The organism is Cysteiniphilum sp. 19S12-1, from assembly GCF_052030685.1.
Classification (GTDB): Bacteria; Pseudomonadota; Gammaproteobacteria; order Francisellales; family Francisellaceae; genus Caedibacter.
Map to the genome: position 1 here is coordinate 66,662 of NZ_JBQAJM010000007.1, position 25,245 is coordinate 91,906.

Sequence of the window (25,245 nt, forward strand, 5' to 3'; positions counted from 1 at the left end):
TTAATACCTTTTAGCATGATCAGTATGACAGCAAAACATCACAATTTACGTGCCTTTGCGAATATTAATCTTTCTCATCTTTTAACCAACTTAACTAGCATCCGTGCACTACACGAAAATAAATCTATCATTGTTATGCTCAAAGCAAATGCATATGGTCATGGTGCTGTTGAAGTTGCCAAGGCGCTAGATGGCTTATGCGACTATTTTGGTGTTGCCAGCGTTGAAGAAGGTATTGAACTTATTTTGGCAGGAATCGAGAAAACCAAGATCATTATTTTTTCAGGTTTTTTTTCCAAAGACATGGTGCAAACACTTATTGACTATAAACTTATTCCAATTATCCATAGCGCTTATCAATATGCGTTATTACATGAGTATTTTCAAAGTGATCACGCTGAGATCTGGCTTAAAGTCAACACTGGAATGAACCGTTTGGGATTATCAGAAGGCGAGTTTGAAGCGCTTTATCACAAGGCGCAATCTTACCATAAACCCATCAATGCACTAACCCATTTGGCAGAGTCTGAGTCTTGCGATCAATCTTTTACATTAAAGCAGTTACAACGCTTTCAAGCATTAATCAAAGATAAGTCACTTACTCATATCAGTGCTTTTAACTCAGCTGCCTCACTTTTAAATGATGATGATTTTAATACCAATACCATTCGTATCGGTTTAGCACTTTATGGTGCATGCGCTGCCGCACACCCATTATTAAAGTGCCCACTTAAACCTGTTATGACGTTGCATAGCCATGTTGTTGCGATTCAATTCATTGACGTGGGGGATTCCGTGGGTTACAACCGCCAATATATTGCCAAAGCAAAAACCCAAATCGCCATTGTAACAATTGGTTATGGTGACGGCTATCCACAAGCCGCTCCCAACGGCACCATGATGGCAATCAACGGCAAGCTCTATCCAAGTGCTGGAAAAGTCTCAATGGATCTTATGGCAATCGATATTGGCAATCATGCTGATATTAGTATTGGAGATACTGTGACTTTGTTTGGTTCATCTGACTTATTAGTGGATGATGTTGCCAAGCAAATAGGTACTTCAAGTTATGCCATGCTTACCGCGATTAATCCACGTGTTAAACGATTTTATTTAACTTCTGCTGATGCGCAGACAACACGATCTGCAATCAAATACACAACCGCTTCAACTAAGTGATCTATTCCTGATGCAATTTCTGCAATACTTTGTCCGAGCATGTACGCAGAGGTGCTTACCACTTTATTTCCTTGATCAATACAAACCTCAGTGACACATTTATTAACGTGTTTAGCGCCTTTATGCTCAACAATATCAGCCGTTGCTTGGTCATTGCCAATCGTTAACGCCACATTGGGATATATTGCTGCGGCAATCACAGGAGCAATACAGATAAAGCCAACAGGCTTTTGTGCATTTTTAAACTTGTTAATAAATGCTACAACAATTGGCTCAACGACAAAACTGCTATCTTGCTTAAAGGCAAAATCACATAGGTTCTTAGCCACGCCAAAACCGCCTGGGATAATCAACGCTGCATAATCATCTGCATTGACTAGGGATATATCCTTTATTTCACCCCGCGCGATGCGTGCTGCCTCAACCAACACATTACGTGATTGCGGCTCTTCATCACCTGTTAGATGATTAACCACATGATGCTGCATAATATTTGGTGCAACTATTTCATATTCAATATCACGTTTTGATAAAGATAATAATGTCAACACAGCCTCATGAATTTCACTACCATCATAAACACCACAGCCTGCCAGTAATACAGCTACTTTCTTTGATTTATGCATCATAACTTCCTATATTCTTGTACCTTACAATCGCCAATCATAAATTGTCAGACAAGTAATGCAATAAATATCGAGGAAAACGACAATAATATCGTCTAGACTCAGATTCAGTTAAGTATAAAAGAACCGGCTAAGGATTCGTATGATAGAACACTTCAATGACCACGCTGCGAATGAGCGAACCTATTTATCTTGGGTGAGAACTGCCATTGCACTCATGGCATTTGGTTTTTTAATTGAGAAATTTGATATTTTCTTACGAATTATGGCAAAAGGTGTTGGTGTAAGAGCAAGTCACATGATGTCACAATCCGCTGAAATCATCGGCATTTTAATCATGCTTATCGCGGTTGTCATCATCATTATTTCATCAGTCCGCTTTGCGATAAACAGACGAAACATTACTGCACCTGAAACCATCAGCTACAAAACACGCATCCCAGACATTTTTCTAGGACTTCTATTACTAGTGATTACTATCTTTATGGTAACTTATGCGTGGTATATGTTACTTTATTAAGCTTTTATTAAGCATTTGTTGAGATCAATACAAGCTTGTGCTTTTTAGCACCCCAACAACGGCTTAAGACATTATATTTATTTAGCCCCTGCTGCTTAAACATTTTCATAAAGCTATCACGCTTAACCGTTTTTTCAACGATGCCAGATTTTAATTTAATGTCAAAGCGATTTGCCCATTTACGAATCGTACCATGTTTAAATCCAAGCATCTTTTCAGCATCTTGATAGGTCATCCCCTCATCAGCACAACGCTCTAAAACTTCTCGTGCGCTGCAGTTATATTTCTGTTGAATAATGTGTTCAAAACTTCCTGTATACTGATTTGCCATGACTTGTTCCTCTTTTGTCTAGGTTTATAAAACTCAACGATGTGAATCATTCTAAAAATGTAAACTTAAGTCAAGCTTAAGATTTCTATTAATATTCAACTTTCTTCACCAAATCGATCCTGAATAAGGACTCTAATAGCATCAAGTGCTTCCTCCTGATCATCACCTTCTGCACTTAAACGAATAGATGTGCCACAACTGGCTCCAAGCATCATCAATCCCATGATACTTTTGCAATTTGCCTTAATACCGGTTTTGACAACCTCCACCTCAATTTCGCTACCAAAACGAAGGGCTAAATTAACCAACTTAGAAGCTGCTCGTGCATGTAATCCCAACTGATTAATCAATACTAAATCAATCGCTTTCATTTGTGTTTCTTTCACTTATCACCTTCTTCTAATACAATACACGCCTTTGATGCATCATAGACTCTTTCTGCAAGCTCATCCAACGATAACGCCTGCTTATGATATGTCAATGCCTTTAAGAGCATTGGCATATTAAGCCCTGTAATAACCGCTAGATGATAAGCGCGCATAAATGATTGCGTTACATTCGTCGGTGTTGCGCCAAAAAGATCTGTTAACACTAAGAAGCCATCACAATCAGGCATGCTTTTAAACGCACTTTCAACACGCACTAATAATTCTGGTTGATCATATGAGCAGGATGAAACCACCTGAATATAATCTTTTTGGATCTCAACCAAACGTGTTGCTACTTCAACCATTGATTGCCCAATTCGTCCATGTGTAATCAGTACAACTCCAATCATCCTTTTAACTCCCTATGACCTACAATCACATTATCAAAGTCTGTTTTTAATCGCTTAGCCAGCTGCCCAGCAATATACACTGATCGATGTTGACCGCCTGTACAACCTATGGCTATATCAATATAGCTTTTGCCTTGCTGCTGCTGTAATTCACACCATTTCAAAACAAACTTGCTGATATCGTCTATCATTTCTAGTACTTGTGGCTGTTTTTGCAAATATTCAATCACATCAAGGTCAAGCCCTGTTTGCAAGCGCAAACGTTTATCCCAATATGGGTTAGGCAAACTCCGAACGTCAAAAAGATAATCGGCCTTTTGCGGCATGCCATATTTAAAGCCAAATGAAAAAACCTTAATCTGACTGGATAGTTTGCCCTGCCCCAAGAGTTTTTGACAGACTATTTCTCTGAGTTCTTGCAAACTTAAATTGGTTGTATCTAAAGTATAGTCTGCAATACTGGCATAGCTTTCCAAAACGGTAAATTCGGCATCAATCGCATGTTCTAGGGTCATTTTGTTATCGGAAAAAGGATGACGCCTACGGGTTTCATCATAACGCTTAATTAATACATTTCTACTGGCCTCAATATACCAATAAGTAATATTCATCTGATACTTATCTTGCAAATGTTTAACATGACAGTTTTCATTTGCTAGGAATGAGTGTGGTGCCAATGAAATAACAATATTTTGTTTGTATTGAGGATGACTCAAAACATACGCAAGCGTTTCTTCCAATAAAAATAAAGGTAAATTTTCAATACAAAAAAAACCTTGGTCTTCCAATATACTCAAAACAGTTGACTTGCCAGCACCAGAAACACCAGCTAAAAGCACAACCGATTTGGATGTACTATTCACGCAACCTACACCATTTCCACTCATCATAATTTGCTCAGTTTACCAAAGCTTTCGTATTTCCCCTAATCTATTTTGCAACTGCTTAGCACACTCATGCCAAGCTTTGTCAAAGACATCAATTTCAATTAAAGGTAAAGCTAAAGTTTTTGCTTTGTTGATATATTTTGGGTCTTTCACTTGCTTATATAGGTAAACAACACAGCTAATGATCGATTGATCTACTGCTTTTTCAACTTGAATAAAGTCTTTTTCTTTGTGATGCATAATAGCGAAGTATTGATCATTACATAAAGCGCCTTGGTATACATCGTTAACTTGAGTAACACCCACCAAATCATCAGCGACTAGATAAAAACCCCAATATTTGATCAAGTGATAACAAAATTCTGTTTTACCGACATTTGGCGCGCCAATCACTAACAATCCAGTATCAATATTATTTGTTACAAGACTTGCATGCCAGTATCTCATCGTTGCTTCTCTTAAATAATGATGTACAAGAGAATTAAACATTACCTAAAAAGAGCTGATAAAGCGCTTCATTTGAATTGGCGGCTTTAATTTTTTCAAGTACGCCTTCTTGCTTTAGAAATTTTACCAGTTCAGCCATAAACTTAATATGTACATCGTTGACGTTTTGCGGAAAAATTGCAGCAATGACAATACTAACTTTGCGATCTTCTTCACCATATTCAATCACTTCTTCCAAGGTTAACACAGCCAAACGCGTCATCGTTAACCCCTCAATTCGACAATGGGGTACAGCAACTTCTTTACCAATAGCAGTATTGCCAATGCGCTCACGCTCAAAAAGCTTCTGATAAATCGTATCAGCAGTGATATCGATATCATCATCTTTTAATAACTGGCTTAATACCTCGAAAACACGCTTTTGACTTTGCAAGGCTGCTTTATTAATAACGCGTTGCGGAGAAATAAATGAAGACAAAAAGTTCATAAGATTTATGATGAATTATTCAACGAAGTGGTACGTTATTCTATCAACGTTCCTCATCAATATCCACTACTTCGTCATCAGCCATTAATGCTTCGGCTTCAGGACGCTCAGCACGATGATCTTTTAATTTCTGCTTATGCTTTCTTACTTGAGCGTCTAGTTTATCTTGCAATATATCAATAGCTGCATACATATCTTGTGAATCTGACTTAGCCACAAACTCAGTTCCTGGCACGTTAATCACGGCTTCAGCCATTTGCTTGCCTTTCTCAACCGACAAAATGACGCGTGCAGCAATAATATGATCAAAATGATTATCAAGTTTACTCAACTTTTCATCTACATATTGCTTTAATGCAGGGGTAACTTCTAAATGACGACCTGTAATTTGAATTTGCATAGTGCAGTCCTCCATTGTATAGCCACGAATATCGTGGGGGTTTGTAAGTCAACTTTAATAATTCAAAGATAGCGCCAACACGCATGAATTGCCAGCAAGTTCAGCATAATTTTATCAATTATTTTCTTGTGATTGTGCTTGATTTTTTGAATTCGTTGGCTCTTGGGTTTTACTCTTATCGTTTTCATTTGCATTAAAATAGTTATCTATTTTTTCAGCGCCTTTTTGCGCCACCTCTTTGGTATTTTGCCAACCATCAGCTGCTAGTTTCTTAGTTTTCTCCCAAGCATCATTGCTAGCATCTTTAGTATTTTGCCATCCTTCAGCTGTGGCTGATTTTGTTTTATCCCAACCTTGCTGTGCATAATCACCTGCCTTATTAGCTGCATCTTTAGCTACTTCTGTACCTGAGCGCGCTGTATCTGAGACATTTTGTTTAAACAGCTCCCAATTACTTCCAAAATTACAATCATTGGTTTTTGCTGAGCAACTTTGTGTCGCCGGATTATCTTCCATTTTAACTTGATCACTTGCTTTACTGGCAGTATCTGCAACACTCAAGCCTGCAGTCAACAAAACAAACACAGGAGCCGCAAGATATTTTTTAATTGTCTGCATAATTTATCACATATTTTTTAGAACTTAAGTACATTATCTTTTAGCAAAGCCCTTGCTAGAAATCAAATACAGATCATGCTTCTTTGCTCTTTTTGAGTACAAGCAAATTTTTTAAAATTATTTTAACATCTTAAGCTTACCTTAATATTGACTTGTGATACTAACATCACTCAAGGGGATCACGATCACAGAGCAAACTTTTTTCTCTCTCCCTTCTCTTTCAGTATGTCCTGTGATCGTAACCTTGAGACCACGAAATTACCTTGCAGTACACTCCCTCCCTTCTCATCATCTATGTACTGCAAGGTGATCTCTTTTTATCATCACCCTTATTTTAAACAAAGCTATTCCAGACCATTACGCAATTCCAACATGCTTATTTTGGCTTTACTCATAAAACATGATATTGATTAGGGGATTAAATGCGCAAACTTCCCTTGTGATAACGCATCTTTAATCAACTTAACCTCAGCTGATAGAGTATCAACAAAACCACTAGCAACATGCATCGCAGCAGCTGCATTTAATATCAATGTATCCTGTTTAGCACCTAACATTTCATTATTTAATAACGATTTTGACTCCGCCAAATTCTGATACAAATCGCCAGCTTCTAAGTAATCTAGTCTGCCACGCACAAATCCAAGCTGCTCTGGATGCAAACTAAACTCGGTGACTTCCTCATGATCAAGTTTAATTACTTTATTGGCACCACAAACTGAAAACTCATCCATCCCATCACCATACACAATGTAGGCATGCGTGACACCTAAATGCTTAAGCGCATAAAGATACGGCTTAAGTAAGCGTTCATCATAAACCCCTGCAACAATTCTCTTAACCTGCATTGGATTCAGCAAAGGACCCAATACATTAAAAAAAGTGCGTTTACCCTCTTTAGCAAAGCGTTGACGCACATTAACCACTTTGGCAAAAATCGGATGAAAAAATGGCGCAAATAAAAAAACCATTCCTTGCTCTTTTAATAAGCTCAATGCGACTTCTGGGTTATCAGGAATTTCAACATTAAGCTTTTGTAAAAAGTCAAAACTACCGCACTTTGATGTAGCCGAACGATTACCATGCTTGGCAACCTTAGCACCTAACTCATGCACCATTAATGCGCTTAGCGTTGAATAATTTAAGGTTCGACAACCATCGCCTCCAGTACCAACAATATCCACTGTTTCAGCAAAAGGGTTTTCCACTTTAATACTATAATTTAGAAATGTCCGCGCTAATTCAAAAAGTGTTTGCTCTCCATATAGTTCAGCATCTATCTGTTGAATGATTTGATACTGCTGATCTTCACTTGTTTCATCACTTAGCAATTGATTGACTAATGACTCAATTTCCACAAACTCACCTTCTTTTATTTTTTATTCTTTACACTCTATTCTAAAGCTTTAAATTTGTTTCGTCTGCTTTTGGGGCGTATGCAATACGCCCCTACACTTTCAATATATCGCTATGCTTTTATTTTTCAAAAACAGCGATAGACTCAACATGTGTCGTATGTGGAAACATATCCATTACACCCGCTGAAAGTAATTTATACCCCTTTTCATTGACTAAAATGCCAGCGTCACGCGCCAGGGTGGAAGGATCACATGACACATAGACAATACGCCCGGGATTGATTTTTTCAATTTGCTTACATACCATCTCAGCACCAGCTCTCGGCGGATCCAATAGTAACTTATTAAACTCATTTCCCACAATCCACTCATGTTTTGAAATATCTTCAAATAAATTCACGGGATAAAAAGCAACATTATCTATGTTATTGCGCTTAGCATTTCCCATGGCACGCACCGTCATTGCTTCATCACCTTCAACACCGACGACAAATTTAGCTTTTGTTGCTAATGGCAAACTAAAATTACCCAAACCACAAAACAGATCGAGCACTATATCATTATTTGACACTTCTAATAACGCTATCGCCTGCTTTAACATTTTGCGATTAATATCATGGTTAACTTGTGTGAAATCATTTGGCTCAAAATAAATAGTCACATCATAATCTGCTAAATGATAGGACAGCGACTGTGGTTCTTGCGTTACTTCTGGATATAAGCGTGTTATTGTATCTGGTCCCTTAGCCTGCAAATATATCCAAAACTGCTGTGCTTTAGCAAAGTCAGTTAACTTAGTTAAATCTTCATCAGTAAATGCACTTAAGTGGCGGATAATTAATGCTGTTACCTGATCGTCTACTGCCACTTCAATTTGTGGAATCTCTTTGTAATTTGATAGGCTAAACACTAAATCCTGTAATAAAGTTAAATCCTTGCCCACACTTGGGTGCAATACCTCACAGTGATTAATATCCGCAAGGAAACGTCCATCGCGCTCTCTAAACCCAACGAGCACTTTCCCTTTTTTGTGCACATAGCGCACACCTAACCGTGCTTTAGTACGATAACCCTCGTGTGATTCTGAACGCAATGGCGCAATACGTCCAAGCGGTTCAAGACCTTGTCCAAAATGCTTAAAATGATTCAATAATGTTTCTTCTTTAAATGCAATCTGCGCATCAGGTGCAACATGTTGAAAAGAACAACCACCACACATCTCAAAATACTCACATGGCGGCGCGACACGCTCAGCACTTGGCTTCAACACTTGTATCAGTTTACCTTCATCATAAGTTGATTTTGATAAAGTATATTCAAATGCGACTTCTTCTCCTTCTAAAGCGAATGGGATAAAGGTTGTTTTACCATCAATCTTAGCAATTCCACGCCCTTCGTGTGACAGACTGGAAACACTGGTATTGAATACACCGCTAGGAAAGTTTTTCTTAATTCGTCTTGGCATCAGGTTGCAATAAGCATAATTTTAAATGTGCGTTAGTTTAGCAACTGCATATAAAATGTCATTGTTTTTTGATCTTTTTAATGCTTTTCACTGTAAAACGCTTGTTCTTTGCTAAGGTGCTGTTTAAGCTAATGAGGTTCGATTTAACACATTAATCATTAAAATATGGAGTAAATATGAAGAAATTAACCACCATTGCATTATCACTTTTAGCCGGCAGCGCATTGATTTCTGGCGCTTTTGCTGACGCAACTAAAGCTACATCTGCTAATACTCAACCAGCCAAGACAGCTGAAACAACACAAGACAACGCAGCAGATGCAAGTTACACAATTGGTTATTCAATTGGCAAAAACATGACTGAGCAATTAAAGCAACAAAATGTCAGCCTAAATACTGATGATCTTCAACAAGGTTTTGTAGCGGGTATTGAGGGTAGCAAGCCTAAGCTAAGCCAAGAACAGATGGAGCAATCAATGCAAGCTTTCCAAAAAGAAATGGAAGCAAAAATGAAGGCACATGAAGAGGCGGCGCAAGCCGAAGCTGCCAAAGCAAAAGCCAAGCTTGATGCAACAAAAGCTCAAGCTACAACTGCTACTTCTGATACAGCAAAAACATCTGCTGATAGCGCTAAAAAGGCAGTTGATGCAACAAGTGCTGCAGCAAACTAAGCATTAGCTAAGTAACGTACAAAAAACCATCAAATATCTAAAAGCCCCACTATTGGGGCTTTTTTATGGAAGAAATTTACTTTTAGGCATGAACCTTTTTCCTTTTAGCAACAACTTTGTTATAGTTCGAAAATATTATTTTTATTAACTGAAAAACATGGAGCTTTATTCATAATGCGTATGTCAAAAAAAATCATCGTAAGCACGATTGGCGCTGCAATTTTTGCCACTGTTTTAGCAGGTTGTTCACAATCTGACTCAAAAGACTCGGCAAAAGCAACTCCTGAAGTAACAAAAACCGTTGCAACGCAACCCGCAGCTGATGCCGCAAAACCTGCAACGACTGCCAACCCTCAACAAAATGAAGCGACATTGCTTAACAATGTCAGCTATACATTAGGCTATAGTGTCGCAGGCAATGTAAGCGCACAACTAAAAGCACAAGGTGCGACACTTGATAATGCGCAAGTTCTAGCAGGCTTTAAAGCAGGAATTTCCAACGAAAAAGGTAAATTCTCACAAGAGCAGATGCAAACCATTATGCAAACATTCCAAAAAGACTTAATGGCAGCACAAGAGAAAAAACAAGTAACCTCTGTACTAGAGAATGCCAAAGCACTCCTTTCTAATGAGCAAACACCAACAGTTGGACCAAAGGATGCGAAGGTTTCGGTGATTGAATTCTTTGATTACCAGTGCGTATTCTGCCACAAAGTAGCTCCTATTATGGAAAAAGTAATGGATGCCAACCCAAATGTGAAATACATCTTCAAAGAATTCCCAATCTTTGGTAAACGCTGGGAAGCATCGCAATATGCTGCGGAGATGGGCATTGCTGCTTATATGCTAAACGGTGCTGAGGGTTACTTAAAATATCATAATGCCGTTTTCGCTAGTGGCGTTGACGAAGGCAAATTAACTGTTAAAGATGTTAATGACGCTGCGAAAAAAGTAGGCGTTGATGTTGCCAAGGCTGAAAGCCTAATCAAAGAGAAAAAAGTCACTGAGAATATTGCAGCAGACATGAAACTTGGCTTTGACAAGTTAGGCATCCAAGGCACACCGGCAATTATCGTTATGCCTTTATCAGGTGCGAATGCAGCTAATACGACAGTTATCCCTGGTTTTGCACAGCAAGATACTATTCAAGCAGCAATCAATAAAGCACAAGGTAAATAACTCTATAACTAATGGGCGTATACAATACGCCCCTACATTTTTCAATTATTTTCTCATTACTTGTTTTGTATAGATATTGATATTTCACTAGCATTTTTACACAAAAACCGCTACCCTGTTTTGACTTTTTGCTAGGCTAATAAACGATCTATTGCAAATCAAACACGCTTGGCAATAAGTGTAAATCATACAATAAATAAAATCAGGTAACTAAAAATGACAGACAGCGTGATTGAAAATCCCGTAAAACAACATAAAAAAGTATATATTAAAACACTTGGCTGCCAGATGAATGAATATGATTCATCACGCATGAATGAAGTTTTAGGTGAGCATTTTAATACCAGTAAAACCGAAGATTATGGCGAGGCAGATATTATTCTGATTAATACCTGCTCGATCCGTGAAAAAGCACAAGAAAAAGTATTTCATGAGCTGGGACGTTGGAAAAACCTTAAAAACAAAAACCCTGAGCTTGTCATCGGTGTTGGTGGCTGCGTTGCCTCACAAGAAGGTGAAAACATCATAAAACGCGCGCCTTTCGTTGATATCGTTTTTGGTCCACAAACGATTCACCGCTTACCTGATTTGATTAAACAAAAACAAAAAACTGACATTTCTCAAGTTGACATCTCCTTCCCTGAAGTAGAAAAGTTTGACCACCTACCAGCACCTAAAGCTGAAGGTGCTAAAGCTTTTGTCTCGATAATGGAGGGTTGTGATAAATACTGTTCTTATTGTGTTGTACCATATACCCGAGGTCCTGAGGTTAACCGCCCATTTGAAGATGTGTTAGCAGAGTGCGCTATTTTAGCTGAGCAAGGCGTTAAAGAAATCACACTTTTAGGTCAAAACGTCAATCATTATCTTGGTAAAATGGCTTCAGGCGATACGGCAGATCTTGCGTTACTTATTCACTTTATTGCAGCTATTGATGGCGTTGAACGAATCCGTTTCACCACCTCTCACCCAGTTGAGTTTTCAGATAATTTAATTAATGCCTATGCTGAAGTACCACAATTAGCCAATCACTTACATTTACCTGTGCAACATGGTTCAGATCGCATATTAACAGCGATGAAACGTAATCACACAATTTTAGAATTCAAACAAAAAATTCGTAAACTTAGAAAAGTTCGCCCAGACATTACCATTTCTTCTGACTTTATCGTTGGCTTTCCAGGTGAGACTGCAGAAGATTTTGAGAAATTAATGGGTCTTGTTAAAGACGTTCAATTTGATCAATCTTTTAGTTTCATCTACAGCAAGCGCCCAGGGACACCTGCGGCAAACTTAGCCGATGACACACCTGTTGAGGTTAAAAAAGCGCGTTTAAAGCGTCTGCAAGACCAACTTAATCATAACGCGATGGTCATTAGTCGGCAAATGGTTGGCTCAACACAGCGCATTCTGGTGGAAGGAATTTCCAAAAAGGATGATAAAGTGCTTGCTGGACGCACAGAAAATAATCGCATCGTTAACTTTGCTGGTGATTCTAGTTTAATTGGTCAATTAATTGATGTTAAAATCATTGAAGCTTTACCACATTCACTACGCGGAGAAATTATTTAGCTTCATGAAATCAATACAATTTTATCTAGAGCCAGATAGCGCACAAATGCTTGCTAAACTTTGTGGCAATTTAAATGAAAATTTGCATTTAATTGAAAAATACCTTGCTGTTGAGATCATTCAACGTGGTAATAATTTCCGCATTGTGGGTCCTAAAACAGCGATTAAAGATGCACAAGAATTTCTAGAAGAACTTTATGAGAAGCTTGTTAATGATGTCCAGTTTGAACTAAACAACAAAGAGCTTAATATCGCCCTTAACAGCCTTGCTAAAAGAGAACAAGCGGATAAAAAAGAAAAATTCATTCCTGAATTTCAAGTGATGATTGGCTCGCGCCCTATTAACCCGCGCACGATTAATCAAGAGCGTTATTTAAAGCGCATTCAAGAGAATGATATTAACTTTGGCATAGGTCCTGCGGGTACTGGCAAAACCTATCTTGCGATGGCATGCGCTGTTGCGGCTTTTGAAAAAGGCCTTGTTAAACGCTTGGTACTTGTGCGCCCTGCCGTTGAAGCAGGTGAAAAGTTGGGATTCTTACCAGGTGATTTAGCGCAAAAAGTTGACCCTTATTTACGCCCAATGTACGACGCATTATATGATCTTATGGGTGTTGAGCGTGTTGGCAAGCTAATTGAGAAACAAATCATTGAGATTGCACCCTTAGCCTATATGCGTGGACGCACAATTAATGATTCATTTATTATTCTTGATGAAAGTCAAAACACGACCAAAGAACAGATGAAAATGTTCTTAACACGTATTGGCTTTAATTCAACGGCGATCGTCACGGGCGATATTACCCAAGTTGACTTACCTAAAGGTGTTACGCCAGGGCTTCGTCATGCCATTGAAGTACTTGCCGGTGTTGAAGGAATTAGCATGACTTTCTTTGAAACGATTGATGTCGTACGTCACCCGATTGTCCAACGTGTTGTTGCTGCTTATGATGTATATGAACAGCATCATAGTCAGGATTATTAATGACGATGTTTGAGATTGATATTAACAATCCTAATGCGCTTTATCTTCCCACTGAAGATAAACTCAATACTTGGGCGGAGCACACTTTAAAATTCCTTAACAAGGTTCAAGCGATTATCAGTATTGAGGTTGTCAATCCTGATGAGATGCAACATTATAACAATAACTATCGCGGCAAAGATAAGCCTACCAATATCCTCTCCTTCCCGTTTGAGGTACCTCCTGGACTACCCAAGAATAATGAAACCGAGTATTTTCTAGGTGACTTAATAATATGCCCTGAAGTTTTGCAAAAAGAAGCAAAAGAGCAGCATAAATTGCTCGATGCTCACTGGTGCCACATTCTAATCCATGGCATACTGCATTTAGTTGGCTATGACCATATTGATGAGGAGGATGCCCTTAAGATGGAGAGCATAGAAATCGCTTTATTGGCAGAGCTTGGTATTGACAACCCTTATGTTGAGAAATAGTAAACAATGGACGACAAACAGACGAAAAACGATAACGCTGAACATTCTCAAACTTGGCTTGAAAAAATAGCCGCAACCATCTTAATGCCACACAGCCCTTCTGACTTTTTAGGTCTTGTTAATCTTGCTGTCAAAAAAGGTACAATTGATAGCGAATCGCGTGACATGATCAAAGGGGTATTGAATGTCGCCTCATCGTCAGTTGGTGATATCATGATTCCACGCACGCAAATGGCTACGATTCATGCAGGCATGACCAGCAAGGAAATCATTCAAACCATTGTTAATTCAAGTCATACACGCCTGCCTTTATTCTCTGAAAACCGCGATGATATTCTAGGCATACTTCATACCAAAGATTTATTAAAAGTTGTACTTGAACACAAAGACTTCAGTGCTGAGCATTTAAAGCCGATACTGCGCAATGCGATTTTTGTGCCTGAAAGTAAAAAACTCGATGCTTTGCTACGTGACTTTAAAACCAGTCATAATCACCTTGCCATTGTTGTTGATGAATATGGTGTCATCTCAGGGCTCGTCACGATTGAAGATATTCTAGAAGAAATCGTTGGTGATATTGAAGATGAGTTTGACCAAGAAGCAACACAGATTCTTAAAGTCAACGAAAATGAGTTTAGTATTGATGCATTGACTGAAATCGAGGATTTTAATGATTTCTTTGATGCCAATATTGATGATAGTGAATTTGACACCATTGGTGGGCTTATTATCAACAAACTAGAACACCTGCCTGAGGTGGGCGAAGAAGTAAGCATTGGTCAGTTTACCTTTAAAGTAACTGCTGCTGATAAGCGTCGCGTGCGTGCGCTGCATGTGATTATCAATCAAGACTAAACTCACTGTTATAATATGCCTTTCATTATAAATATGCTTTTAGCACTCATTGCCGGTGCGCTATTAACATTATCGTTTTCACCGATTGGCTTTAGTATTTTTGCCTTTCTTTCGCTTATACTTTTTATGCAGACTCTACAAAGGCAAAAGCGCATGCGTCAAAGCCTTTGGCTTGGGCTTTGTTATGGTATTGGTTTTTTTGGCTCAAGTATCTCGTGGATTTACGTAAGCATCCATGCCTTTAGTCAATCAATATTTCTAGGTGTTGTGCTTACCATTGTTTTTATATTATTCTTAAGCCTATTCTTTTTGGTATTTGGTTATGCTTATACCAAACTTAAAAACCATTACTTCATTTACAAAGTATTGTTATTACCCATTGTCTGGTTGATACTAGAGCTCCTACGCACGCACCTTTTTACCGGCTTTCCATGGGTATTACTTGGCTATTCACAAACACATACCCTCTTAGCAAGTTTCGCCCCCATTGGCAGTGTTTTTCTAGTGGGCTTTATCACATGCTTTATTTCAATATGCTTCAGTGAAATGATCAATCATATTCGTCAACCTAAGATTGTGAGCTCAATGATTATCAGCATTATTGTCACCTTAGTTATTGCTTGGTCTTTGCAACAAATAAAATGGACAAAACGTGACGGCATTGAAAAAAGTGTCAGCATTTTACAAGGCAACTTTATTCAGGATCAAAAATGGGATCCTAGCATGCTGCAAACGATTATTAATTATTACTATACCACCACAAGAGACAATCCAGCAGATCTGGTTTTTTGGCCTGAGAATTCCATTCCAACCTTCAAAACATTTATCGAGCCTTTTTTACGCCAGGTAGATGATTTAGGTAACTCACAGCATAGCGCCATTTTGGTTGGCACTGTCGCATTAAATGCTAAAGAACAATATTTTAACTCTGCCTTTGTCTATGGTTTGGGCTCTGGCCATTATTACAAACATCATTTAGTGCCATTTGGTGAGTACTACCCTTTTGCTTATTTTCTTGAGCCATTTATGGCGTATTTCAATATTCCGATGTCAAGCTTTACCAAAGGTGACGAAGTGCAACCTTTGCTTAAAATGAACGGTTTAAGTGTTGCTTTATTTATCTGCTATGAAATTGCCTATCCATCTGAGGTTCGCGCGCAACTACAAAACGCCGATATTGTTGCCGTTATCAGTGATGATGCATGGTTTGGTGACTCCCTTGCCCCTTGGCAGCACGAGGAAATCTCACAAATGCGCGCCATTGAGACTGGGCGCTATGTCATTCAAGCAACTAATAATGGTGTCACTTCGATTATTAATCCTGAAGGTCAAACCATCGCCAGCCTACCACGCAATGAACAAACCGTATTAAAAGGTAAGGTTTACGGCATGCAAGGGCAAACGCCTTGGATGGTCTATGGGTTATTGCCTGTTATATTCTTGTCTATACTGTTTATGCTGATTGCACTTATTGCTTATTTATACCAAAGGAGACGTACTTAACAGCAGAAACCCTATTAAATGCTTTTATGCTGAGATAAACTTAATCTCATCTATTAGCAATAGTTTGTATTTTTGATGACGCAGCAAGAGTTTTGTACACAATTTCATTTACACGACCTTAAATCCGAGCTTATAGATAAGCTTTTTATCACCTTTAATAGCAGCACTTTTTTTGCCCGATTTTTCACTCAAAACCGTGAGCTTTTAGGTGATTTCAATTGGCTTGAAGTCGACACTTTAGAGGATATCACCCATAGCATTACTGCTTTATTTTCAGCACGTCAAACAAATGAATCATTGTCCAAAGCTTTACGCCTTTTACGTCAACGCGTGCATGCTAAACTTGTTTTCCAACAGCAACATCAATATATTCAGTTTGCACAAATTGCCGAAATTATTTCATTGACTGCCAAAGAGATTCTACGTCAAACTGAGCAATATTTACGACAACAAATCACTCAAGAGCGTAAACTCGTCCACATTCCAGATAGTTTGGCAATTATCACCATGGGCAAGTTAGGTGGTAATGAGCTTAATTTCTCTTCTGATATTGATCTTGTGTTTATTCAAACAAGCAACTTGCCTTTATCAAGACAATCTGGCAGCGAATATAGTCCTATGCGTTTTTATACCGAACTTGGACAGCGTTTGATTGCACTACTTAATGATGTCACGATTGATGGCTTTGTTTATCGCATTGATATGCGTTTACGTCCCTTTGGTGATGGCGCACCCTTAATTACTGAACTTGAAAGCTTTAAACATTATCTTCTCCATCATGCACGTGATTGGGAACGCTATGCTTACATCAAAGCAAATATTTTGCATCCTAGCGTCAAATTTACGCGTAATCTAAAACAGAGTATTGATCAATTTGTTTATCGCCATTATCACGATTACCGTATGCTCAATGCTATCCGTGATATGAAGCAAAAGATAGTCACTGAGATGAAGTCCAATGCACTAAAAAACAATATCAAACTAGGACGAGGCGGCATTCGTGAGATTGAATTTATTTGCCAATGTTATCAGCTTGTTTATGGCGGTCAAAACATTACCTTACAAACCAATCAACTCGCAATCGCATTAGACGCTTTACAAAATGCTGACATTTTAAATACAGCTCAAACAGATGAACTATACATACACTACGTATTTTTACGTGACGTTGAAAATGCATTGCAAATGTTTGATGATCAACAAACACATCACCTACCCACCACAGCATTTACACAAAAAAATATTGCACGCTTGGTTGGCTTTGATTGTTGGCACACATTGTTTAACAAAATTGATGCAACACGTTTAAAAGTCAGCACATTATTTGATGAGTTAACACGCTTTAATGCATTAAGCTCAAATAACACTCCATTTCTACCTATAGCAAACGTTGAGAACAACTTCAATGAAATAGCTAACAGTCATATAAATCAGGCTAAACAAGTTAAAATAGATCACTTCTTCTTACAACATCAAATAGCCGAAGATGTATTGCCGGCAATTAAGCATTTACTTCAACTGACTTCACATAGATATTCACATCTGATTGAAGCTGTTTTAGCACTTCTGAATAAGCTAAGTAAGCGTCAAAATTATTTATTTTTGTTGTCAGAACATCAAGCACACCACTTAGACTTCTTGCAACTGCTTAATAAAGGACAACGTATTATCGAAATGCTCACTGAACATCCTTTTTTATTAGAACGCGCATTGATTTATAAAGCACATGATGATGTTTACTTAGACATTGACTATTTGCGCAATAATTTACGTATTTATTTGCAAGCGATTGATATTAAAGATATCGAGGCTTTTTTAGAAAGTTTACGACGCTTTCGCTTAGAGCAAATATTTAATATTATTGTCAGCGAATCACGTGGACATATTTCGCTGATGGAATCTAGTGATCTTTTCAGTCATCTAGCCACAGTGATTATTGAGGCAGTGCTTGATGGCGCATGGCGTGAAGTGTTTCAATATAGTGATATTACTAAAGACTTACAAGTCTTATATAAACAATCTTTGGGTGTTATCGCTTATGGCAAACTTGGTGGATTTGAGCTTAGCGTTGCCTCTGATTTAGATTTGGTATTCATTCATGATCGTGTCAACGCTGAGCTATCACCTCGCTTATTCGTGCGTGCGGTGCAGAAATTTGTGCACTTTATGCAAATTAAAACCTATCACGGCAGCTTATATGAAATTGACCTGCGATTACGCCCTGAGGGCGATAATGGCTTTATTGTGCCAAGTTTTGAATCTTACTGCCAATACTTAAAAACCTCGGCATGGACGTGGGAGCATCAGGCTTTAACGCGCGCACGTATGATTTATGCATCTGACGATTTAACAGATAAATTTAATGCACTTAGATCTGCGATCATTTGTCAAAAACGTGATATAGATCAGCTGAAAAAAGACATTGTTGATATGCGTCATAAAATGCGTGCGCATTTGCTTAAAATCAATGCTGACGAATTTGATCTTAAGCAAAGCATTGGTGGCATGGTTGATATTGAATTTATCGCACAGTTTTTTGCACTTTTTTATAGTCATAAAGTGCCTTTTATCTGTTATTACAGCGATAGTATCCGCATTATCCAGACGATGGAAAGTGCACATTTAATCGATATTGAAACCGCTAATACATTAATTGAACACTACTGTTATTTTCGTGATTTAGGATTTAAACGTTATCTTGATAAACAATCGTGGATTGTGCCGCTTAGCAACTGCCAACAACAAGCCGATGAAATCCAAGCAATCTGGCATAAGCTTTTTTCTTGATAAGATAAAAGGCATGTGTGGTTATTTCATATATGTCATATCAAGCCAATGCAATATTGGGCGTATGCAATATTGGGCGTATGCAATACGCCCCTACACAGAGAATGTATCGTCATCATAAAATGATGAAGAAAATAAACAAAGATTATGAACGTGATGTAACTTCAACTAAATGGTAACCAAATTGAGTTTTAACAGGACCATGCACTTTACCGACTTCTTCAGAGAAAACCACTTTATCAAATTCAGGAACCATTTGCCCTGGTCCGAATGAACCTAATTCACCACCGTTTCTGCCTGATGGGCATAGTGACTTCTCAGCGGCCGCTTTTGCAAAGTCTGTGCCTGATTCAATTTCTTTTTTTAGAGCCTCACATTCTGCTTCAGTTTGAACGAGGATGTGGCGTGCTGATGCTTGTGTCATATTGTTCTCCATATTGGTTTCTACTAAATTAATACGCCTTGAAGTGTACCGAATCACTCATTAAAAAACAATCAAAAGCGTGTAAGTTATTTATTACGTTAATTGGATACCACTTAAGCGATGTGTTTGCTGACAAAAAAACCAATAACAAGTCCTGCCTCAAAGGCACTAAAGTCATGATGAATCTGCAAATACAACGGCAGCATAAACATTAGTCCCATCGTTGATAGGCGCACCATAACACTCACTAACACTAACGCATTAAAGCTTTGATGATGGAAAATATTAAGGTTTACAATCGCGCCCTGCTATTTTGATCGCTCATAGTGCGCCGTCAAAGCCTAATTGACGCCATGCCTCAAACAGCATAATTGCCGTAGCATTAGATAAGTTTAAACTGCGACTATTTGCTAACATTGGCAATTTTATTTGCGTTTTACTCAACTGATCTCTAACCTCTTGTGGCAATCCTCGACTTTCAGGTCCTAAAAGCAATACATCCTCTTTTTTAAATTCAACTTGATGATAGTATTGATTAGCTTTTGTCGTACATGCCCATATTCGCTTATCAACATGCGCCTCAACAAAACTTTGAAAGTTTTTGTATCTCTCCACTGCGGCAAACTCATGATAATCCAATCCCGCGCGACGCAACTTTTTATCATCCAGATCAAAACCCAACGGCTCAATCAAATGCAGTTTTGCCCCTGTATTGGCACACAAACGAATAATATTCCCAGTATTAGGTGGAATCTCAGGCTCATATAGCGCAATGTGAATCATTTTATCAAAACTCTAGAGATGCATTGCGCATTATTGTATATCAGACACAAGACTTTTGCAGGCTTTACATGCGTTAATTATATTAGCAGTCCTAAAAAGGATCCTAAATTCAAGTCATAAGTGCTCATCGTACCCTGAGCGTAAGTCGAAGCGATGCACTGAGCATCAGTCGAAGTGGGTAAGCTTGGAAAAATCACACTTCATGGAGGCTTCGACTTACGCTCAGCCAGCGCTTACACAATCAAATCTGGCTGAAATGTGTTTATATCTAAATTATTTAACGCCTTAATTGCTTAAGATCTTTAGTATGCGCTTTTGCATAAGCATCCAAAACGTCACGCATCAGCTTTTGATAGCCTGCTCTTTCTCGATCACCATGAATTGCCTTAGCAAGCTTAATGAAAAATTCTTTACTCTCTTTGCTAATATTCAATGAAACTCTTTCTAGTTCATTCGCTGCCATTAATTCTTTAGGCGTAGGCAAAAAATCGTCTATCAACATAAACTCCATAGGCTCATCGCTGTAACTTATTGCCACCTTATTTTCTGCGGTTTTTTTATTTTTTGCACCCTCTTTAATAGACTCATTTTTCATGTTTTTCATATGCTTTTTTACCTTTTCTCCAGTAACCTGCACCAAATATTCTTATTACGTCTTTTCTAAATGTAAACCTAACAGTCAAGATGCCACCAGTTTCCACCCTGCCAATACAGTAATACCTCTCTTCACTTACACTATGCTCAACATCTTTAGCAACAAGACGTTGTTCATCATAAAAAGCTTGTTTAGCAACCGTAAAGTTAACGCCATGTTTTTCCAGGTTCAATTGTTCTTTAGCACTATCCCAGTCAAATTTCATCACAAACCATCTAGTCATCTTATAATGATGATTATAATGCACTTAGCTTTGATTTCAAGAAAATAGATTTACTCATTTAAACTATGATACGATAGCTCTGCTTTATATATTTTAAGAAAAAATTAAGGATAGTGATTATGACAATAATGGTCATTGGTAGTGCCAACATGGATCTGATTATACAAGTTGAGCACATTCCCACTCCAGGTGAAACCATACTAGGGGGGGAATTTTTAACTGCCTCTGGAGGCAAGGGCGCCAATCAAGCAGTTGCTGCAGCACGCTTAGGTGGAGACACACATTTTATCGCCTGCATTGGTGAAGATAGCTTTGGTGAAACACTTATCAATAATTACTGCAAAGATAATATCAATATCAAGCATATAAAACGTACTACTAAAGCTTCTGGTGTTGCGATGATTTATGTTGCGAAAAATGGTGAAAATTCAATTTCTGTAGCGCCAGGTGCCAATGCCTTATTAACACCTCAAGACTTAGACAAACTCACCGCACAATTTGCGCATAGTCAAATTGTCCTGACACAATTAGAAACACCCATTGAAACCATTATGCGTGCTGCAGAATTAGCCAAAAGCAATCAGTGCTTATTTGTACTTAATCCAGCACCTGCGCAAAGCTTGCCTGATACGCTTTACCCACTGATTGATATCATCACACCCAATGAAACAGAAGCCACACTCCTAACAGGCATTGAGGTTACAGATGAGTCATCAGCGCTTACAGCTGCCAAAGTGCTCTTTAATCGCGGTGTTAGTAACGTTATTATAACTATGGGTGCAAAAGGCGTGTTCTTCTACGATGGCAATAATGCAAATCTTATTCCTACACATAAAGTAGCTGCTATTGACACGACTGCTGCAGGCGATACCTTTAATGGCGCTTTGGTCAGTGCACTTGCTCAAAATAATACAATGCAAGATGCCATTATATTTGCCAACAAAGCAGCAGCCCTTTCAGTAACCAAACTGGGTGCACAAACCTCCATTCCGTATCTTGATGAAGTTAACCATCTAACGAGCCTTATATGATCGATCAAAAAGAACTTACAGCATATCTCAATCAACTATTGAGTGTTGATACAATCAAAGACTATTGCCCTAATGGTCTACAAGTCGAGGGCAAGAAAGATATTCACACCATTGTCACAGGTGTTAGCGCTAGTCTTGAGCTAATAGAAGCCGCTATTCTTAAGAAGGCGGATGCTATTCTAGTACACCATGGCTATTTTTGGAAAGGTGAAAATCAAGCGATTACTGGGATCAAATACCAACGCATTAAATCCCTAATCAAACATGATATTAATTTGTTTGCATATCATTTGCCGCTTGATGTCCATCCAACACTTGGCAATAACGTACAATTAGCTAAACTGCTAGCGCTTAACGTCAGCGCTGAATTTGATACAGGTACCACACCCAATTATGGAATTATCTGTAATCATCACACCACATTAGCAGGTCTTACAAAAACTATTACTGACAACTTGAAACGCAAACCCCTTATTGTGGGGAAGATGAATGAAGACATTCAAAAAATCGCAATTTGCACAGGGGGTGCACAAGATTTTATCGAACACGCGTATCATGCGGGTGCTGATGTTTATATTTCAGGTGAGATCTCTGAGCGCACCACCTTAATCGCACGCGAGCTTGGCATCACCTATATTGCCGCAGGACACCATGCCACTGAACGCTATGGCATCAAAACACTTGGTCAGCATCTTGCTAAGCAGTTCGACTTAACCCATCACTTTATTGATATTGATAACCCAGTTTAAAGCATTTGTTTTTAGATATTCTGCCAATATTGCCTAAAATATAAAAATAGTGTAAATTCGCGAGCTTAACTGATGAGAAACACGATGGATTTCACTTATGAAGTTAGGACGCATTTTTTTTGGCGACCCTATCCCTAAAGCACAAGCTGAAGAGCATGCTTTATCAAAAAAACATGCCTTAGCTATTTTTTCTTCTGATGCACTATCCTCCGTAGCATATGCAACTGGTGAGATTTTAACTGTCCTTATCTTAGCAGGCACTGCAGCTTTAGCAATGTCGATGCATATTGCTATTTTTATTGCCATTTTGATCGTTGTTGTTGGGATATCCTACAAACAAGCCATTGATGCATATCCTGAAGGCGGTGGCGCATACATTGTGGCACGCGAAAATTTAGGTACCTTTATGGGGCTTTTGGCAGCTGGTGCGCTCATGCTTGATTATATTTTAACGGTGGCAGTGAGTGTCTCGGCAGGTATTTTGGCAGTTACTTCGGCTTTTCCTGAAGTACAATCACATGCTGAGCTCATGGCTGTGATCGCGATCATTTTCATCATGTGGATGAATCTGCGTGGTATGAAAGAATCTGCTTCTGCCTTTATGTGGCCCACTTACGCTTTTGTTGTTGTCATACTATCTATGATTGGCATTGGTCTTTATCGCTATCTCACTGATAATTTACCGCCTGTTGATTATTCACATGCTACAGACCTTATGGCGCCATTAACAGGCGTCTTAACCTTGACACTCATTCTACGCGCTTTTTCATCAGGATGCTCAGCGATGACAGGGATTGAAGCGGTTGCTAATGGGGTAATGTCATTTAAGAAGCCACGCGCTAAGAATGCCTCAATCACCTTGATGGTGTTGATCGTGTTATTGATTTCGATGTTTTTAGGTATCTCCTTTCTGGCATCTAAACTTGAATTGCAACCACTCACTGACCAAAGCTTATTATCACAAATTGGTCATAATATTTTTGGTGGTGGCGTATTTTATTATCTATTACAAACGGTCACTTGCTTGATCTTATTACTCGCAGCCAATACTTCTTTTGCGGGCTTTCCACTGTTAACCTCAATGATTAGTAAAGATGGCTACCTACCCAGACAGCTACAAAACGTTGGTGATCGCTTAGCCTTTAGTAATGGTATTTTGGCACTTGCTGTTTTTGCCTGTGTTTTAATTATTATCTTTCAAGCCAATACCAGTGCGCTTATTCCGTTGTACTCTATTGGCGTATTCTTAGCATTTACTTTATGTCAAGCAGGTCTTGTACGTGTGTGGTACAGGCGTCGTCGCACGGTCAAAAGCTGGTGGATCAAAGCCAGTATCAATAGCTTTGGTTGTCTGTGTACTTTTATTGCTGTTATTGTCGTTATTGAATCTAAGTTTTTTGAAGGTGCGTGGATTATTATCATCGCTTTACCGCTATTAATTTTAATGTTTTATCGCATTGCCCACCATTATCGTTTAGCGGATCAAGAATTGTCATTAAGTGCTGATACGGGGTTGATTGAAACCTCATTACAAAAAGATACCCAATTAAAAGTGATCGTACCTGTGTCAAAATTACATAAAGGGACAATTGCAGCCCTTAGTTTTGCCCGCAAAATATCGCCTGATATCACCCCCGTGACCATCAATATAAACCCTGAAAAAACCGCACGCTTACAAAAGCAATGGCGTGAATTAAACTTCCCTGAAGCGTTAGTTGTTCTGGATTCGCAATATCAATCACTCTCAAGGCCACTGATTAAGTTCATTCGTCGCACCGATTTAACTGAACCTCAGCGTGGATTAGCTGTATTAGTTTTACCCAAAGCAGAAACAACCAAGCTATGGCATACCTTCTTGCATAATCAAAAAACGGCCCTTTTACGTTGGGGGTTAAAAAGTGTTAGCAAAACCGAGACCAAAGGTCAGGCGCGAATTATTGTTGAAGTTCCTTATCAGTTAACTGTTTAGCATATTTTTAGCGACTTATGTTCACACATGTACCGTGTGATGTAGGATTTCATGTATGAATAGCTGCTTTATGTAAATATTTGTTTACACATATTACCCTTATCTGCTTTAAACCCTGCTAGACTTGATTCATAACCTATGACACGATCACAAGGAAGCATGATGCCACACTCAAAACAGCGTTATTCAATATGGATGCTATGTATTTTTATACCCAACTTGGTAAGCAAAAATTCTGAAACGTATACGATATAAGGCTTTTCGCCATACATAAAGGTGCGTTAAGGCAC

At 38.6% G+C, this 25,245-nt stretch carries 29 protein-coding genes; 13 read left to right on the forward strand and 16 right to left on the reverse strand.

Annotation, left to right across the window (positions count from 1 at the left end; all coding sequences use genetic code 11):
- Nucleotides 1–24 precede the first annotated feature (24 nt).
- On the forward strand, nt 25–1,179 hold the full coding sequence (gene alr / locus ACTS4L_RS03700) for an alanine racemase (RefSeq protein ID WP_440615624.1): 1,155 nt from the start codon (nt 25–27) through the stop codon (nt 1,177–1,179).
- Here the strand turns inward: alr and elbB are convergent.
- Complete coding sequence (gene elbB, locus ACTS4L_RS03705; RefSeq protein ID WP_440615623.1) at nt 1,110–1,805, reverse strand: isoprenoid biosynthesis glyoxalase ElbB; 696 nt, start codon at nt 1,803–1,805, stop codon at nt 1,110–1,112. The two genes, alr and elbB, sit on opposite strands and share 70 nt — an antisense overlap.
- 142 nt (nt 1,806–1,947) lie before the next feature.
- Between elbB and ACTS4L_RS03710 the strand changes: the two genes are divergently transcribed.
- Nucleotides 1,948–2,325: a YidH family protein gene (locus ACTS4L_RS03710; protein ID WP_440615622.1), complete on the forward strand. Its 378-nt coding sequence runs from the start codon at nt 1,948–1,950 to the stop codon at nt 2,323–2,325.
- A gap of 7 nt (nt 2,326–2,332) precedes the next feature.
- On the opposite strand, the gene ACTS4L_RS03715 is transcribed toward ACTS4L_RS03710, so the two are convergent.
- The 10 genes from ACTS4L_RS03715 to rlmD all read right to left on the reverse strand — a co-directional run bounded on the left by ACTS4L_RS03715 (nt 2,333) and on the right by rlmD (nt 9,096).
- Nucleotides 2,333–2,656 (reverse strand): hypothetical protein, encoded by a 324-nt coding sequence (locus ACTS4L_RS03715; RefSeq protein WP_440615621.1) that lies wholly within the window; start codon nt 2,654–2,656, stop codon nt 2,333–2,335.
- 95 nt (nt 2,657–2,751) lie between these two features.
- Complete coding sequence (locus tag ACTS4L_RS03720) at nt 2,752–3,042, reverse strand: HPr family phosphocarrier protein (protein ID WP_440615620.1); 291 nt, start codon at nt 3,040–3,042, stop codon at nt 2,752–2,754.
- Nucleotides 3,039–3,434 (reverse strand): PTS sugar transporter subunit IIA, encoded by a 396-nt coding sequence (locus ACTS4L_RS03725; protein WP_440615619.1) that lies wholly within the window; start codon nt 3,432–3,434, stop codon nt 3,039–3,041. Before ACTS4L_RS03725 ends, ACTS4L_RS03720 begins: the two co-directional genes overlap by 4 nt.
- Nucleotides 3,431–4,297 carry an RNase adapter RapZ gene (gene rapZ, locus ACTS4L_RS03730; protein WP_440615618.1) on the reverse strand — a complete coding sequence of 289 codons (867 nt, stop codon included), beginning with the start codon at nt 4,295–4,297 and terminating at the stop codon, nt 3,431–3,433. Before rapZ ends, ACTS4L_RS03725 begins: the two co-directional genes overlap by 4 nt.
- A 39-nt stretch (nt 4,298–4,336) precedes the next feature.
- On the reverse strand, nt 4,337–4,768 hold the full coding sequence (locus tag ACTS4L_RS03735) for a hypothetical protein (protein ID WP_440615617.1): 432 nt from the start codon (nt 4,766–4,768) through the stop codon (nt 4,337–4,339).
- A gap of 34 nt (nt 4,769–4,802) precedes the next feature.
- Entirely contained in the window at nt 4,803–5,255 is a 453-nt protein-coding gene (locus ACTS4L_RS03740) for a PTS sugar transporter subunit IIA (RefSeq protein ID WP_440615616.1), read from the reverse strand.
- 43 nt (nt 5,256–5,298) lie between these two features.
- Nucleotides 5,299–5,655 (reverse strand): ribosome hibernation-promoting factor, HPF/YfiA family, encoded by a 357-nt coding sequence (gene hpf / locus ACTS4L_RS03745; protein WP_440615615.1) that lies wholly within the window; start codon nt 5,653–5,655, stop codon nt 5,299–5,301.
- 114 nt (nt 5,656–5,769) lie between these two features.
- Complete coding sequence (locus ACTS4L_RS03750; RefSeq protein WP_440615614.1) at nt 5,770–6,273, reverse strand: hypothetical protein; 504 nt, start codon at nt 6,271–6,273, stop codon at nt 5,770–5,772.
- Between the two features lie 410 nt (nt 6,274–6,683).
- The gene (trpD, locus tag ACTS4L_RS03755; protein ID WP_440615613.1) at nt 6,684–7,631 is read right to left on the reverse strand and encodes an anthranilate phosphoribosyltransferase; all 948 of its coding nucleotides are present in this window, start codon (nt 7,629–7,631) and stop codon (nt 6,684–6,686) included.
- 118 nt (nt 7,632–7,749) lie between these two features.
- A complete protein-coding gene (rlmD, locus tag ACTS4L_RS03760; protein WP_440615612.1) occupies nt 7,750–9,096 on the reverse strand; it encodes a 23S rRNA (uracil(1939)-C(5))-methyltransferase RlmD in 1,347 nt (448 codons plus the stop codon).
- A 176-nt stretch (nt 9,097–9,272) separates the two neighbouring features.
- Between rlmD and ACTS4L_RS03765 the strand changes: the two genes are divergently transcribed.
- From ACTS4L_RS03765 to glnE, 8 genes are all read left to right on the forward strand, one after another.
- Nucleotides 9,273–9,767 (forward strand): FKBP-type peptidyl-prolyl cis-trans isomerase N-terminal domain-containing protein, encoded by a 495-nt coding sequence (locus ACTS4L_RS03765; protein WP_440651714.1) that lies wholly within the window; start codon nt 9,273–9,275, stop codon nt 9,765–9,767.
- 174 nt (nt 9,768–9,941) lie between these two features.
- Nucleotides 9,942–10,946: a thioredoxin domain-containing protein gene (locus tag ACTS4L_RS03770; RefSeq protein WP_440615610.1), complete on the forward strand. Its 1,005-nt coding sequence runs from the start codon at nt 9,942–9,944 to the stop codon at nt 10,944–10,946.
- Between the two features lie 216 nt (nt 10,947–11,162).
- On the forward strand, nt 11,163–12,518 hold the full coding sequence (gene miaB, locus ACTS4L_RS03775; RefSeq protein WP_440615609.1) for a tRNA (N6-isopentenyl adenosine(37)-C2)-methylthiotransferase MiaB: 1,356 nt from the start codon (nt 11,163–11,165) through the stop codon (nt 12,516–12,518).
- Nucleotides 12,519–12,522: 4 nt separating this feature from the next.
- Nucleotides 12,523–13,503, forward strand: a complete 981-nt coding sequence (locus ACTS4L_RS03780; RefSeq protein ID WP_440615608.1) for a PhoH family protein — start codon at nt 12,523–12,525, stop codon at nt 13,501–13,503.
- Complete coding sequence (gene ybeY / locus ACTS4L_RS03785; protein ID WP_440615607.1) at nt 13,503–13,976, forward strand: rRNA maturation RNase YbeY; 474 nt, start codon at nt 13,503–13,505, stop codon at nt 13,974–13,976. Before ACTS4L_RS03780 ends, ybeY begins: the two co-directional genes overlap by 1 nt.
- A gap of 6 nt (nt 13,977–13,982) precedes the next feature.
- Nucleotides 13,983–14,831, forward strand: a complete 849-nt coding sequence (locus ACTS4L_RS03790; protein ID WP_440615606.1) for an HlyC/CorC family transporter — start codon at nt 13,983–13,985, stop codon at nt 14,829–14,831.
- 15 nt (nt 14,832–14,846) lie between these two features.
- Nucleotides 14,847–16,334 carry an apolipoprotein N-acyltransferase gene (gene lnt, locus ACTS4L_RS03795; protein ID WP_440615605.1) on the forward strand — a complete coding sequence of 496 codons (1,488 nt, stop codon included), beginning with the start codon at nt 14,847–14,849 and terminating at the stop codon, nt 16,332–16,334.
- Between the two features lie 75 nt (nt 16,335–16,409).
- Nucleotides 16,410–19,121 (forward strand): bifunctional [glutamate--ammonia ligase]-adenylyl-L-tyrosine phosphorylase/[glutamate--ammonia-ligase] adenylyltransferase, encoded by a 2,712-nt coding sequence (glnE, locus tag ACTS4L_RS03800; RefSeq protein ID WP_440615604.1) that lies wholly within the window; start codon nt 16,410–16,412, stop codon nt 19,119–19,121.
- A 145-nt stretch (nt 19,122–19,266) separates the two neighbouring features.
- Here glnE and ACTS4L_RS03805 read toward each other — a convergent pair whose 3' ends face one another.
- The 5 genes from ACTS4L_RS03805 to ACTS4L_RS03825 form a co-directional block, all read right to left on the reverse strand.
- Complete coding sequence (locus ACTS4L_RS03805; RefSeq protein ID WP_440615603.1) at nt 19,267–19,545, reverse strand: peptidylprolyl isomerase; 279 nt, start codon at nt 19,543–19,545, stop codon at nt 19,267–19,269.
- 113 nt (nt 19,546–19,658) lie between these two features.
- The gene (locus ACTS4L_RS03810) at nt 19,659–19,793 is read right to left on the reverse strand and encodes a hypothetical protein (protein WP_440651716.1); all 135 of its coding nucleotides are present in this window, start codon (nt 19,791–19,793) and stop codon (nt 19,659–19,661) included.
- Nucleotides 19,794–19,866: 73 nt separating this feature from the next.
- Entirely contained in the window at nt 19,867–20,328 is a 462-nt protein-coding gene (trmL, locus tag ACTS4L_RS03815) for a tRNA (uridine(34)/cytosine(34)/5-carboxymethylaminomethyluridine(34)-2'-O)-methyltransferase TrmL (RefSeq protein WP_440615601.1), read from the reverse strand.
- Nucleotides 20,329–20,605: 277 nt separating this feature from the next.
- Complete coding sequence (locus ACTS4L_RS03820) at nt 20,606–20,932, reverse strand: hypothetical protein (protein WP_440615600.1); 327 nt, start codon at nt 20,930–20,932, stop codon at nt 20,606–20,608.
- Nucleotides 20,913–21,188 (reverse strand): BrnT family toxin, encoded by a 276-nt coding sequence (locus ACTS4L_RS03825; RefSeq protein ID WP_440651720.1) that lies wholly within the window; start codon nt 21,186–21,188, stop codon nt 20,913–20,915. The genes ACTS4L_RS03820 and ACTS4L_RS03825 overlap by 20 nt, the downstream gene beginning before the upstream one ends.
- A gap of 137 nt (nt 21,189–21,325) precedes the next feature.
- On the opposite strand from ACTS4L_RS03825, the gene rbsK reads away from it, so the two are divergent.
- The 3 genes from rbsK to ACTS4L_RS03840 all read left to right on the forward strand — a co-directional run bounded on the left by rbsK (nt 21,326) and on the right by ACTS4L_RS03840 (nt 24,955).
- Nucleotides 21,326–22,237, forward strand: coding sequence for a ribokinase (rbsK, locus tag ACTS4L_RS03830; RefSeq protein ID WP_440615598.1), 912 nt, complete (start codon nt 21,326–21,328; stop codon nt 22,235–22,237).
- On the forward strand, nt 22,234–22,986 hold the full coding sequence (locus ACTS4L_RS03835; protein ID WP_440615597.1) for a Nif3-like dinuclear metal center hexameric protein: 753 nt from the start codon (nt 22,234–22,236) through the stop codon (nt 22,984–22,986). The genes rbsK and ACTS4L_RS03835 overlap by 4 nt, the downstream gene beginning before the upstream one ends.
- A gap of 97 nt (nt 22,987–23,083) precedes the next feature.
- Nucleotides 23,084–24,955 carry an APC family permease gene (locus ACTS4L_RS03840; protein WP_440615596.1) on the forward strand — a complete coding sequence of 624 codons (1,872 nt, stop codon included), beginning with the start codon at nt 23,084–23,086 and terminating at the stop codon, nt 24,953–24,955.
- The last annotated feature ends 290 nt before the right edge of the window (nt 24,956–25,245 follow it).